This is a genomic window from Pedobacter psychrotolerans (assembly GCF_004340665.1).
Lineage (GTDB): Bacteria > Bacteroidota > Bacteroidia > Sphingobacteriales > Sphingobacteriaceae > Pedobacter > Pedobacter psychrotolerans.
Genome location: NZ_SLWO01000002.1, coordinates 559,872 through 573,639 on the forward strand (window position 1 = coordinate 559,872; position 13,768 = coordinate 573,639).

15 protein-coding genes are annotated in these 13,768 nt (G+C 35.5%); 5 read left to right on the plus strand and 10 right to left on the minus strand.

Features of this window, described 5'->3' with window-relative positions:
• Nucleotides 1–122: 122 nt before the first annotated feature.
• From EV200_RS06035 to EV200_RS21720, 3 genes are all read left to right on the plus strand, one after another.
• Nucleotides 123–734, plus strand: a complete 612-nt coding sequence (locus EV200_RS06035) for a hypothetical protein (RefSeq protein WP_132530142.1) — start codon at nt 123–125, stop codon at nt 732–734.
• Between the two features lie 53 nt (nt 735–787).
• Nucleotides 788–1,876 carry a serine hydrolase domain-containing protein gene (locus EV200_RS06040; RefSeq protein ID WP_132530144.1) on the plus strand — a complete coding sequence of 363 codons (1,089 nt, stop codon included), beginning with the start codon at nt 788–790 and terminating at the stop codon, nt 1,874–1,876.
• A gap of 140 nt (nt 1,877–2,016) precedes the next feature.
• Nucleotides 2,017–2,187 carry a hypothetical protein gene (locus tag EV200_RS21720; protein WP_165877875.1) on the plus strand — a complete coding sequence of 57 codons (171 nt, stop codon included), beginning with the start codon at nt 2,017–2,019 and terminating at the stop codon, nt 2,185–2,187.
• Here EV200_RS21720 and EV200_RS06045 read toward each other — a convergent pair.
• Nucleotides 2,179–2,817, minus strand: a complete 639-nt coding sequence (locus EV200_RS06045; RefSeq protein WP_132530146.1) for a YiiX/YebB-like N1pC/P60 family cysteine hydrolase — start codon at nt 2,815–2,817, stop codon at nt 2,179–2,181. The two genes, EV200_RS21720 and EV200_RS06045, sit on opposite strands and share 9 nt — an antisense overlap.
• 7 nt (nt 2,818–2,824) lie before the next feature.
• Nucleotides 2,825–4,168: a dGTP triphosphohydrolase gene (dgt, locus tag EV200_RS06050; RefSeq protein ID WP_132530148.1), complete on the minus strand. Its 1,344-nt coding sequence runs from the start codon at nt 4,166–4,168 to the stop codon at nt 2,825–2,827.
• A gap of 168 nt (nt 4,169–4,336) precedes the next feature.
• Here dgt and EV200_RS06055 point away from each other — a divergent pair, with 168 nt between their 5' ends.
• Together EV200_RS06055 and EV200_RS06060 are read left to right on the plus strand one after the other, a co-directional pair.
• Entirely contained in the window at nt 4,337–4,720 is a 384-nt protein-coding gene (locus tag EV200_RS06055) for a hypothetical protein (protein WP_132530150.1), read from the plus strand.
• A gap of 9 nt (nt 4,721–4,729) precedes the next feature.
• Nucleotides 4,730–4,924, plus strand: coding sequence for a YtxH domain-containing protein (locus EV200_RS06060; protein ID WP_132530152.1), 195 nt, complete (start codon nt 4,730–4,732; stop codon nt 4,922–4,924).
• Nucleotides 4,925–5,062: 138 nt separating this feature from the next.
• On the opposite strand, the gene EV200_RS06065 is transcribed toward EV200_RS06060, so the two are convergent.
• The 8 genes from EV200_RS06065 to EV200_RS06100 all read right to left on the minus strand — a co-directional run bounded on the left by EV200_RS06065 (nt 5,063) and on the right by EV200_RS06100 (nt 13,272).
• Nucleotides 5,063–5,347 carry a hypothetical protein gene (locus tag EV200_RS06065; RefSeq protein WP_132530154.1) on the minus strand — a complete coding sequence of 95 codons (285 nt, stop codon included), beginning with the start codon at nt 5,345–5,347 and terminating at the stop codon, nt 5,063–5,065.
• A gap of 187 nt (nt 5,348–5,534) precedes the next feature.
• Nucleotides 5,535–5,783: a hypothetical protein gene (locus tag EV200_RS06070; RefSeq protein ID WP_132530156.1), complete on the minus strand. Its 249-nt coding sequence runs from the start codon at nt 5,781–5,783 to the stop codon at nt 5,535–5,537.
• Between the two features lie 99 nt (nt 5,784–5,882).
• Nucleotides 5,883–6,188, minus strand: a complete 306-nt coding sequence (gene rpsJ, locus EV200_RS06075; protein WP_008244591.1) for a 30S ribosomal protein S10 — start codon at nt 6,186–6,188, stop codon at nt 5,883–5,885.
• Between the two features lie 139 nt (nt 6,189–6,327).
• Complete coding sequence (gene fusA, locus EV200_RS06080) at nt 6,328–8,442, minus strand: elongation factor G (RefSeq protein WP_132530158.1); 2,115 nt, start codon at nt 8,440–8,442, stop codon at nt 6,328–6,330.
• Nucleotides 8,443–8,572: 130 nt separating this feature from the next.
• Complete coding sequence (gene rpsG, locus EV200_RS06085) at nt 8,573–9,040, minus strand: 30S ribosomal protein S7 (RefSeq protein WP_029282664.1); 468 nt, start codon at nt 9,038–9,040, stop codon at nt 8,573–8,575.
• 17 nt (nt 9,041–9,057) lie between these two features.
• On the minus strand, nt 9,058–9,471 hold the full coding sequence (rpsL, locus tag EV200_RS06090; RefSeq protein WP_012780770.1) for a 30S ribosomal protein S12: 414 nt from the start codon (nt 9,469–9,471) through the stop codon (nt 9,058–9,060).
• A 416-nt stretch (nt 9,472–9,887) separates the two neighbouring features.
• Nucleotides 9,888–11,204 (minus strand): adenosylhomocysteinase, encoded by a 1,317-nt coding sequence (gene ahcY / locus EV200_RS06095; protein ID WP_132530160.1) that lies wholly within the window; start codon nt 11,202–11,204, stop codon nt 9,888–9,890.
• Nucleotides 11,205–11,823: 619 nt separating this feature from the next.
• Nucleotides 11,824–13,272 carry a M28 family peptidase gene (locus tag EV200_RS06100; RefSeq protein ID WP_132530162.1) on the minus strand — a complete coding sequence of 483 codons (1,449 nt, stop codon included), beginning with the start codon at nt 13,270–13,272 and terminating at the stop codon, nt 11,824–11,826.
• Nucleotides 13,273–13,768: the final 496 nt, after the last annotated feature.

Genomic DNA, 13,768 nt, shown 5'->3' on the forward strand with positions numbered 1-13,768 from the left:
TCACACTTAATTTATAATAAAACCGTGATAAAATTGTTAATTTATAAATAATATAACATCATCTTTATGCATCATCAATGTATAAAAATGTAGTTTTACACTTTAATACCTATAATATAACTATGCGGAAACTTAAACCAACCCTATTATTTTTAGTAGCCATGCTATTTGTAAATATTGCATTCGGGCAGGCTAAACAAGACACTTCGAAAAATACTGATCCATCTCTAAATGGCCAGTATAATTTTATGCTGAAAAAATCTAAAAGTTTATATGGTGCAAAACTGATTAACCCATCCAGGTTATCGGCTTTATGGAAAAGTGTTAATGATACTTTAAGAAAAGAGAGAAAACAACTTCAGGAAGCTAAAAAAGAGATAAAAGCACAAAGTGATAACATCGCCAGCTTGAAAGGTGAAGTTACAGGCAAAGAAAGTTCACTTGCTAATGCTACTGCATCCGTAAATGAAATAAAATTTTTAGGTATAGCTTTCAATAAAGGCACTTACAATACCATTGTTTGGGCAATCATTATTATACTGGGTGCTGGTTTGGCAATCGTGATCTTCCAATCTGGAAAATATCGTAAGGAAGCAACTTACAGAACTCAACTTTACCAGGAAGTAGCCGATGAATTTCAAACCCATAAGGTAAAAGCAAAAGATAAAGAGATGAAACTTGCCCGTGAGTTACAGGATGAACGCAATAAATGGGATGATTCAAGAGGAAGATAGTAAAAAAAACAAGTAACATATTAGCGCTTGTTACGTCTATTTTATAAAACCTAATGAACAATCGCTTTTATAAAATAGCTATACTTTTTTCTATAATATTAGTTTCAACGAGCCACATTCAGGCTCAGGATAAGAGTGATTCTATTACTCACTTCGTGAAGAATGAAATGCAAGCCAGGAAAATACCTGGCTTACAAATATCAATTATCCGATCTGGAAAAATTATAATGTTAGAATCATATGGTCTGGCTAATGTTGAACATAATATTCCTGTAAATCAACAAACGCTATTTTCTATAAATTCTGCTACAAAGGCTTTTACAGGTGTTGCTATAATGCAATTGGTAGAGGATGGCAAACTTAACATTGAAAAACCAATATCAACCTATCTAGCCAAGCTGCCTACAGACTGGCAAAATATCTCCGTTCGCAGGCTTCTAGATCATACTTCTGGAATCCCTGATTATATGGATACAAAAAACGGCGGATATATTGATGGCCTTCCATTCAGCAAAGCATGGTTAACAGTACGTGAGCAACCTATGGAATTTATCCCTGGTGAAAAGACGTCTTACAACCAAACCAATTATGTACTTCTCGGGCAAATCATAGAGCAACTTAGCGGAATGAAATTTGAAGATTTTGTACGTACCAGGCAATTTATTCCGGCAGGTATGTATTTAACAAACTTTGGCGATTCAAGAGATGTGATTATAAACAAAGCACCTACTTATACCATAAGTAAAGAAACAAAGGGAAATTTTATTAAAGGCCAAACATTAGAGCGAACATGGGAAGAATTTCCGGAACTGAGAGCTACAGTTGGCATAAACTCAAATGCTGAAGAATTAGGTAAGTGGATTATTGCGCTGCAAAATAATAAGTTACTAAAAAATAAGAATAGCTTGGATGTAATGTGGTCGCCACAGAAATTAAACAATAAAAGTTATGGCAGCTGGGCATTGGGCTGGGTTGCGAAACGCAACTTCTCACCCAGGGCGGTGGCAGGTATTGGTGGATCCAGATCTTGGTTTTATATCTATCCAGATCATAATCTGGCTGTTGTGATACTTACAAATATGAAAAGTTTTGGGCCAGAGAATCTGGCATCAGAAATTGCAGGCTTTATTATCCTGAATTAAAAACTTCGAACGGAGGAAATTATCCCGATGCTGTAATTACGCTTCGAAATATTTTAGAACGGGATGGTTATAATAGCGCAGAGGATTCTTATAAAAAGATCAAGAATAAGGACGCTGACTATTTAATTTCTGAAAGTGATATGACCAATTGGGCATATTGGGAGTTGCTCATCAATAAGCAACCGTTGAAAGCGAAAGCACTTTTTAAATTCATGGCATACCTCTATCCAAATAATAGTGATTGGAAGGAAGGTATGGCAGCTGCAGACAAAGCGTTAAAACTAACAGGTAAGAGTCCTAATTTAAATTGATAAATTCCCTATTACTAACAACTTATCACTAGCAGCTAATCCGTTTGGGTTACAACCCAATTTCCCTTCTGGAATTTTAAGATTTTGTTTTTTGTAAAACTCTATCCAAAAACCATCCGTTTTCCCAGTTTTCGGATTAATAAAGGTCATTGGTTCCAGGTTGAAAATGTGATTTTTCCTAAAGCATCTTTCTATAAAATCAGAGCAATAGTAAGAACTATCATTAAGAATATACGTCCAATTATATGGTTTGCCCAACATTCTTTTGGCAGATAATATGGCATCTGGGATGGCATCCTGAAAATTGTTTTTCAATCGGTAAACCATTATTTTATTGTCTGCAGTTTTCTGTGTTTGATAAAATGCCTGGATACTTTCTCTTATGGTTCCTTTTTTTGAAGACGCATGTAGTACAAATATGGAATCAGTGCTTTTTTCAATTATTCCGATATGATCGAAGGCAATAGAATCTCTTTTTTGCGTCACCCGGTTAATGGCGCCTGAAAGATTCGCTTTTTCGGCACCAACAAATATTAAATCACCATTTTTCAAATTACCAGTGGTAACCGTTTGTGCATGAGCTACATTAGAAAAAAATAAAAGGCCAATAAAAAAAGTAATGATCTTCATAAAATGCTTATGTTTCTGAAGGAAAAGAAATGCCTTTGATGTTCCGATACAAATCTACCGCATATAAATCAGTCATACCAGAAACGAAATCTAAAACACTTTGCGTGCGGGAATAAATATCAGTTAAATCGGTATGGTATTGCTTAGGAATTAACTTAACAAGTTTCTGATAATAATGAGTGTTATTATTAATCAGTGCTGGCACAAATTCTTCTAGTAAGCCTGCCATAATTTTATAACCTGCCACCTCTTTCTGTATTACGGAAGAGAAGTTATAGATTCTTTCCACAGAGACTTTTTCAATCGCTTTCCAAGAAGATAAATAAGGTTCAGGAAGAAGATCTGTCAGGCTATGATTCAGTTCACCCTTCAACAGCGATTCCTGTTCTTTAAAGAAAATTCCTGCACAAATATTAGTTAGCGTATTGATGGCCTTAGCCCTCAACAAACCAATTTTCGCATCATCATCTTCATAATCATTTTTTAAACGATCCTCAATGGTTAGGGAATTAGAGAATGGCAGCAAATAATTTTTAACCTCTTCATAAGATAATATTTTTAATCGATGTGCATCTTCCAGATCGATGATGCTATAACAAATGTCATCTGCCGCTTCAACTAAATAAACTAACGGATGACGTTTATAAATCAGGTACTCACTTTCTTCCTGTGCTAAGTTTAACTCGGTTGCAATCTTCTTAAAGGTTTCTTCTTCTGATTGAAAAAAACCGTATTTCTTCCTATGCAAAAGCTTTTTTTGTCGCCCAGCTATTGATGCGCATGGATATTTTGCAATCGAAGCCAATGTGGAATAGGTTAAAGCATAAGCATCATTTCCCTTCCCTTTTAAAGGATGGGTAAGAATTCGAATGGCATTTGCATTACCTTCAAAATTTATGAGATCGTGCCATTGCGAATCACTCATATCCTTTTGATAGATTTGCCCATCACCATCCGTAAAATAACGTGAAATTGCGGCTTCTCCTGAATGACCAAAAGCTGGATTACCAAGGTCATGGGCCAATGCCGCCGCGGCTACAATATTCCCTACTTCATTTAATAGCGGAACCTCTTTAATTAAAGATGGCTGATGCTCTTCTACATTATTTAGAAAGATATTAGCCATAGATCGGGCTACGCTGGCTACCTCTAAACTATGAGTTAACCGATTATGAACAAATACACTACCAGGCAGTGGAAAAACCTGTGTTTTGTTTTGTAAACGTCTAAATGGTGAAGAGAATATCAACCTGTCATAATCGCGCTGAAAATCAGAACGGGCCTTATCCCGATCACCAGTCCAACTCTCTTGCCCAAATCTCTTATTTGATAATAGATATTTCCACTCCATTTAATGCTTGCTTTTAATTTCGCCCGAAGTTAAACAAAAGAAAAAACTCATGTTAAAATTTATTTACGCAATTATCTCATTCAAGCATTCGTTATATCAGATGTGAAGTTCTGCAAGACTTATTACAAACCATTTGCTCATCGAGATGTTCTTTATAAAAATACAATTATGAAAACGAGCATTTATAATAAGGATGAACATACCGAAGGCTACATCGGAAATGGTAATACTGATAAAAAGTCTGACGTTCAGAAAGCGCATGAAAAAGGTAACGAGGGTAATGAGGTTACTGCTTTTGGGCGAGCACCAATAGGCGAAGAAAATGCAGGCGGTATTGATAAAGGCAATATAAATGCGAGGGATGGCTTTGACAATTCTGGCACACAAGGTCGTGATTCTTTGAGTGATGACACTTACAATAGTACAGAGAAACATCACACTGTTGATAGTGCTGCAAGCCAGACCGGCAGTTCATCGGAAGATTTTATGGATAATAAAGATTCAATAATAAAAGAACGTAATGAGGACGATGTGCTCAACACAGGAATTTAAACTTACAACATGGGACTACTAAAATATGTGATCATTGGTACAGCAGCTGTTTATGGGCTGAACTATATTACCAAAAAAAGGCTGATTGATGGAAAATCTATTGTTGACGATTTGATTGAGAAAACGCCAGAATTAATAAAAGAAGTCGATCAACTTAGCAAAAATATTAAACGAGACTATCAGCAGACGACAGCACTATATTAGCAAATAATAGATATCAACTTATATATACTAAGAGAATAATTATCAATCTATTCTCATAAATTATGAGATATTTTTAAGTATATACTTTAACTGATTTAATAATATTAGAAGGGATTATAGATACATTCCTTCTAATATCTACAGATCTTTTCCACCTAAGCCTTTTTCTTGATCACTATTTCTATTACTCGGATCATTATTATTGCTTAAATTAATATTTTTTAGCTCTTCATTAACATCATGATCATGTTCTTCTAATTTAGAAAGGTGATTTTCATCTGGTACATTTTTCCTTCTAAATGGAGAATCAGTAATGGCATGCCCATAAGTAGCTTCACCATTATCCCATTCTATATTATGTTGATCAAGTTTATTACCTTGAATACTTTCCTGATCATCATGTGCATTATTTGACTTGCTCATCTTTTCAATATTTAGTATAGTATTAATTTAACAACATAGCGCTGACTCAGAAAGTTTGATGCCTTACTATTTTATGTAAACGATTTATAATAACTATAAAGATTTCCGTAAACCTAAAGCGTAAATAATATAATTCTTATGGCAAACATGCTACATAAAAAGTAAAAATAATTTTGAGTACACTATGCTATTTTACACCATTTGATTGGTCAACTTCTCCTTTAGGACTATCAACATCATCTTTATTTGAGCCATTTTCATCTCTATCCTTTGGTGGATGGTCCATTCTACTTTCTTCTAAAGCTGAAAAGTCACTTCCCTTTTGATTGGCAACTTCTCCATGTGAAGCAGGTTTTTTAATTGATTCTTCTTTTGGATCAGCAAAATCCTGACCTTCGATTGGTAAGTTTTGTTCTTCTTTTAATGGCTTGTTCATACTTATTAAACCTGCATTATTACTTTTTGTTTGAAAATGATCGGGCATAAAAAAAGGTCGCAATTTAACATTACGACCTTTTCTCAATTTTTAAATCAATTAAACTTTAATTTCAACTTCAACACCACTAGGTAATTCAAGTTTCATTAAAGCATCAACTGTTTTAGAGTTAGAGCTATAAATATCTAATAAGCGTTTGTAAGCGCATAATTGAAATTGCTCTCTAGCTTTTTTGTTTACGTGTGGAGAACGTAAAACAGTAAAGATTTTTTTCTCTGTAGGAAGTGGAATTGGACCACTTACAACTGCACCCGTAGGTTTAACAGTTTTTACGATTTTCTCAGCAGATTTATCTACTAAGTTGTAATCGTAAGATTTTAATTTAATTCTGATTCTTTGGCTCATCTTATTTTTAATTGTGATTCCCTGTTAGAGCTATTAACAACAGAAATCGGATTTATCTTTTAGTATCGAGATTAAAGTATCGAGTATCAAGATAGAAAATCAGTCTTGATACTTGATACTAAATTCATGCTACTAGTAATTATTCTTCAGATTTTACTCTTCCTTTAGATTTAGCAATTACTTCATCCTGTACGTTTTTAGGCGCAGCTTCGTAGTGGTCAAATTCCATTGTAGAAGTTGCACGTCCTGAAGTGATTGTACGTAATTGTGTTACATAACCAAACATTTCAGAAAGAGGCACAGTTGCTTTAATTACCTGAGATCCGTTACGGGTATCCATACCTAATAACTGACCACGACGACGGTTCATATCACCGATTACATCACCCATATTTTCTTCAGGGGTTAAGATTTCGATTTTCATGATTGGCTCCATCAAAGTAGGTTTACATTTAGGTAAAGCCTCACGGTATGCCATTTTAGCTGCAAGCTCAAATGATAAAGCATCTGAATCGACCGCGTGGAATGAACCATCAGTTAAACGTACTTTCATATCAGGAAGTGGGTAACCTGCTAATACACCATTTGCCATTGAAGCAGCAAAACCTTTTTCTACTGAAGGAATAAATTCACGTGGAATTGAACCACCTGTAATTTCGTTTACGAACTGTAAACCACCTTTTTCGAAATCAGCATCAATTGGTGAGATAACTACTGAAATATCAGCAAATTTACCACGACCACCTGATTGTTTCTTATAAGTTTCACGGTGTGTTGTTGTACCGAAAATAGCTTCTTTGTAAGCTACTTGTGGTGCTCCTTGGTTAACCTCAACTTTAAATTCGCGTTTTAAACGATCTATCAGGATATCTAAGTGAAGCTCACCCATACCAGAGATTACAGTTTGACCAGTTTCCTGATCTGTTTGAACTCTGAATGTTGGATCTTCTTCAGCTAATTTACCTAAACCAATACCTAATTTATCTACATCAGCCTGAGTTTTAGGCTCAATAGCTAAACCGATAACTGGCTCTGGGAAATCCATTGATTCAAGAACGATTGGATGTTTCTCATCACAAAGTGTATCACCTGTTTTGATATCTTTAAATCCAACTACCGCAGCAATATCACCAGCAGCCACATTTGGCACAGGATTTTGCTTGTTAGCATGCATTTGAAAGATACGGGAAATACGTTCTTTATTTTCTGAACGAGAGTTATAAACATAAGAACCCGCTTCTAAGTTACCTGAGTAAACACGGATAAAACATAAACGACCTACGAATGGGTCAGTTGCAATTTTAAAAGCTAAAGCTGCAAATGGTTCACTAATGCTTGGTTTTAATAAAACTTCTTCGCTAGTATCTGGGTTAGTACCAATAACACCTTCGCTATCCATAGGTGAAGGCAATAATTCCATCACATAATCAAGCATAGTTTGTACACCTTTGTTTTTGAAAGATGAACCACAAACCATAGGTACAATTTTAGCATCTAAAACAGCTGCACGTAAAGCATCTAAAACTTCACGTTCTGTGATTGTTTCTGGCGCCTCGAAGAATTTCTCCATTAACGACTCATCATAATCAGCAACCGATTCCAACAATTTCTCTCTCCACTCCGCAACTTCATCAATCATATCGTCTGGGATAGGCACTTCAGTAAAGGTCATCCCTTTATCGTGCTCATTCCAAACAATACCGCGGTTATTAATTAAATCAACCACACCTTTAAATCCGTCTTCAGAACCGATAGGTAATTGCAAAGGAACTGCATTACTACCCAACATTTCTTTAACTTGTTTAACAACTTTTAAAAAGTCTGCTCCAGAACGGTCCATTTTATTAACGAAACCAATACGAGGCACACTGTAGTTGTTTGCTAAACGCCAGTTAGTTTCCGATTGAGGCTCAACACCATCAACAGCCGAAAACAAGAATACTAATCCATCTAATACACGTAATGAACGGTTTACCTCTACAGTAAAATCCACGTGACCAGGTGTATCAATAACGTTAACATGATATTTTTGACCTCTGTAATTCCAATCAACCGTAGTTGCTGCAGAAGTAATCGTGATACCACGTTCTTGCTCTTGTGCCATCCAATCCATTGTTGCAGCACCTTCATGCACTTCACCAATTTTATGACTTACACCAGCATAATAAAGAATACGCTCTGTTGTTGTAGTTTTACCTGCATCAATGTGAGCCGCGATTCCGATATTTCTTGTAAATTTTAAATCTCTTGCCATTGTATTTTTTTTGATTTATCTGATTTTAAATGATTACACCGATTATGTTAAAAACAAATCGGTGTAATTTATTTAATCAGTATAATCTTCTAATTAAATCTGTGTAATCTTACTAATTTGCTAATCACCACTAGAAACGGAAGTGAGAGAACGCTTTGTTGGCTTCTGCCATTTTATGCGTATCTTCTTTCTTCTTAACAGCAGCGCCTTCACCTTTAGCAGCAGCAACGATTTCTCCAGCTAATTTCTCTTTCATCGTTTTTTCACCACGACGACGAGCGTATAAAATTAACCATTTCATACCTAAAGCAGTTTTACGTTCTGGTCTAACCTCAGTTGGAACCTGGAAGTTAGCACCACCAACACGACGAGATTTAACCTCTACAGCTGGCATAATGTTAACTAAAGCACGTTTGAATATCTCTAAACCGTTTTCACCTGCTTTTTTCTCAGCAATTTCAACAGCATCATAGAAAATAGAGTAAGCGATAGATTTTTTTCCATCGTACATCATATTATTTACAAAACGAGTTACTTGAACATCGTTAAATTTTGGATCAGGAAGAATAATTCTCTTCTTTGGTTTTGACTTTCTCATTTCTTATTTCCTCCCGATTATTTCTTTTTACCTTTTGCAGGTGCAGCAGCAACTTGACCTGGTTTAGGGCGTTTAGTACCATATTTAGAACGACGTTGGTTACGACCAGCAACACCTGATGTATCTAATGCACCACGGATGATGTGGTAACGTACACCTGGTAAATCTTTAACACGACCACCACGGATCAATACGATTGAGTGCTCTTGTAAGTTGTGACCTTCCCCAGGAATGTATGCATTCACCTCTTTACCGTTCGTTAAACGAACACGGGCTACTTTACGCATTGCTGAGTTTGGTTTTTTAGGGGTAGTGGTGTACACACGTGTACATACACCTCTTCGCTGTGGACAGCTGTCCAACGCTGGAGACTTACTCTTGAACTCCAGTGCTACTCTACCTTTTCTAACTAATTGTTGAATGGTTGGCATTGTGCTTTTTTAATTTTTTATTTAATTATTTTACCGCTCCCCCGGCATCCTTACAGATAGCCTATAAAACGGACTGCAAAAGTAGAACAATTCTTTTTATAAATCAAGGGGTTAAGTGAAAAAGTTTGGCACGGGGAGATTTAATATTAAGGAGTTGTGAATTCAACTGGAGTTTTCAGTTCTTAATTATTAAAGCCTACAAGAATGAAAATAATCATCTTTTGGAGAATTATATGATTGGACTGAAAATCCGAAGCATTATCATAATCTATTTCAAACAATTGTTAAATGCATCAAGCCATATAGGTAAACCTATTGTTTAGGCAAATTGCTTGTAAAATAAAAGGGATATGCAATGCTGCACATCCCTCTTGTATTTAGATTCATGACTCTGAACTACAGACTCATGACTAATTTTAGTAACGATATTCGTTTGATTTAAAAGGACCTTCTACCGGAACGCCGATATAATCAGCCTGGTGTTGATCTAGAACATCTAATTCTACACCAATTTTAGCTAAATGTAAGCGAGCAACTTTCTCATCTAAATACTTAGGCAAAACATAAACCTTGTTTTCGTATTTATCTGTGTTTGTCCAAAGTTCTAATTGAGCTAGAGTCTGGTTAGTGAATGAATTACTCATCACAAAACTTGGGTGACCAGTTGCGCAACCTAAGTTTACCAAACGACCTTCGGCTAATAGAATGATATCTTTACCTTCTATAGTATATTTATCTACCTGTGGTTTGATCTCTACCTTAGTTGAACCATATTTTTCGTTTAACCAAGCTACATCAATTTCATTATCGAAGTGACCAATGTTACAAACGATCGCTTTATCTTTCATGGTTAAGAAATGTTCTCCACGAACAATATCACGGTTACCAGTTGTAGTAACAATAATATCAGCTTCTTTAACAGCTGTAGCGAATTTTTTAACTTCATAACCTTCCATTGCCGCTTGTAAAGCACAAATTGGATCAATTTCAGTTACAATTACACGTACACCTTGTGAACTTAAAGACTCTGCAGAACCTTTACCCACATCACCATAACCACAAACAACAGCTACTTTACCAGCCATCATCACATCAGTTGCGCGACGGATTGCATCAACTAATGATTCGCGACAACCGTATTTGTTATCAAATTTAGATTTCGTTACAGAATCATTAACGTTGATTGCAGGTAGGTGCAATGTTCCGTTTTTCATTCTTTCGTACAAACGGTGAACACCAGTTGTAGTTTCTTCTGATAAACCTTTAATTCCTGCGATAAGCTCAGGATATTTATCAAAAACCATGTTGGTTAAATCACCACCATCATCAAGAATCATGTTTAATGGTTTTTGATCCGCACCGAAATGTAAAGTTTGCTCAATACACCAATCAAATTCTTCTTCGTTTAAACCTTTCCAGGCATAAACTTGAATACCTGCAGCAGCGATTGCAGCAGCAGCATGATCTTGTGTAGAAAATATATTACATGATGACCAGGTTACTTCTGCACCTAGCGCTACTAAAGTTTCAATTAATACGGCCGTTTGGATGGTCATATGCAGACAGCCTGCAATACGAGCACCTGCTAACGGTTGGGTAGGACCGAATTCTTCGCGTAAACTCATTAAACCTGGCATTTCTGCTTCGGCTAATTCAATTTCTTTACGGCCCCATTCTGCCAGTGAAATGTCCTTAACTTTATAAGGAATGTATGTTGTCTCTACTGATGACATAATTATTTGTTTTTAAATGTAATGCAAAGTTACGGCATCGCTTTGTGAAAGCCAAATAATTAGAAGAGCAAGCTGGTTTGTTGAATGTAAAATAGTATCAACTCATATCAGCCTTTGATTACTGAATTATCCCTTTTTGACTACCTATTTAACCTGCGATTAAGAAAAGTTATTTAAGACCTCTAAAGATCAGAAAGACTATTTTACTCTTCTTAATTTGAATTTGATCACTCATAATTATTGTTACTCTAAATTAAATTATCATAATAATAGCGAGGGACTAAATATATATTTAAATAATTTTCAAAAATATTAAACAATATTACTTTAAAACGGTATTTTAGATCATCTATCCCTTTCTAATGGAACGTATGTTTTCTGTTATCCCATGGATGACATTTAAGATTTATATCTTATCTATCAGGCAATCTTTGTTTTACAAACGTTGCCAAAGAATTATTTATGCCATAGCTTTTCTCGGATTTTTATTTTTTTTATGGTGGAGTGGGATTCTTATTTCTTCTGTGAATGAATTATTTGTACGCTAAAATTTGTGCTATCTTAAATATGATGATCATTTTTTCTTCATCAGAACCTTTTCATACATCTTGTAGATATTTTATTTCCATCTCCACTCACCCGCAATAGTAAGTGGTTCCTTTAGATTCTGAGATTCTAAGAAAGCTTTTAATTCTTCCTCACCTTGAATACCAATAGGGATTTTCGGCGTATTGGCTAAAGCATAAGTAAGCATTGCACTATAGCGAACGGTATTTTTCAATTCTTGTTCATCTACAAGTTTAAAAGAGTCTCCATCAGAATGATAAAATGGACCGGAATTATTGGGCAATTTACCACCAAAGCCACCACCAGTTGGAATGCCTTCTAACATAAAAGGTTGATGATCGCTATGTAAACCAGCACCTGCATTGAATAAGTTTTTAAAACCAGTATCTATTTTTACAATATCATCACCCCAGGCCGTAAATAATTCTTTCATTTCCGCACGGGATGTAGAAAAACCTTTAGGATCATTGGTCATGTCGTAGTTTAGCATAAACTTAACCTGTTGGAGCGTTTTTTCTTTCTTTGCCTGATTGATATAAGCTTTTGAACCTAAAAGCCCTTGCTCCTCACCCATAAACAACACAAATTCAACTGTACGCTTTGTTTTCAGGTGAAGTTGTTTAAAAGTGCGTGCCATATCCATAATGGCAAATGATCCAATCCCATTATCAATAGCGCCTGTAGCTAGATCCCAACTATCTAAATGTCCGCCAACAACGACTTTATCTTTTGGTAATTCCGTACCCTTAAAAGTAGCCACTACATTTCTGGCTTTGATTAATCCAGAAAAATTAGTCATGGCAATATGAGCCGTTTGTGCCTGGGTTTTCAATTTCTCTTTCAATGCCATTCCGTCTTCCAGACCAATACAAACTGCCGGAATAGAAATCAGCTTTCCTGTTACAGAAGCCGTTCCTGTTAGCAGCACTCCATTTTTAACGGTATTGATGATAATTACACCAGTTGCACCATATTGAGTAGCAATCGCCGTTTTCTCTGAACGATGAAGTGATTTTGTTCCTGCAGGAGAGCCTGGTAAAACACCTAAATATATCAAGGCAATTTTCCCCTTAAACTTAGCCGGATCTGCTTGGTAGTCAACTTCCATTCCATTACCTGCATCAACAATTTCTCCTACAATATCAGCACTAACTGGCGAGTGTGCCAGTGTTACGGCCTTCATTTTTACCAGGCTATTTTGATCAGATCCAATTTCTACATGAATTGTTTTTCGGGCCCAGCTTTCTACCTCAAAAGGTTGAAATTTAACATCGCAACCGTATGACTTTAATAAATCGTAAGCATATTGTTCTGCTTTTTCACCATTTACTGACCCTGTTAAGCGATGACCAATAGTTTCGGTTTCATATTTTAATGTTTGATAAGCTTTAGAATTTTGCTGAACATTGTCATTTATTTTTGAGAAGACATTGCCAAATTGGTCCTGAGCATTGGCAAATAAAGTTGTACTGATAAGTGTTAAAGCAAAAAGGTATTTCATTAGATATCGTTTATCCGCTGAAAGTACAAAATTCAACCCCAATTTTTATGCTGTAACGCATATTTTGCTGAATTCAGCCATTAGCTTCAATAAACATATATTTTTACACGGTAAATTAACCATAGAAGGCACATAAGGAAATATAAGACCTTAAATATTCAAGCTTTTCATTGGTTCACCTAATAACTAGATGGCTTTGAAAAAAGATAGCCATTAGCTCCAATGAACTTATATTCCATAATGGTAGAATTAACCATTGAAGGCACATAAGGAAATATAAGATCTTAAATATTTCAGCATTTGATTGGGTTCACCTAATAAATATATGGCTTTAAAAAAGCTAGCCATTTGCTCCAATGAACTTACATTCCTTACATGGTAGAATTAACCATAGAAGGTACATAAGGAAATATAAGATCTTAAATATTTCAGCATTTGATTGGGTTCACCTAATAAATATATGGCTTTAAAAAAGCTAGCCATTTGCTCCAATGAA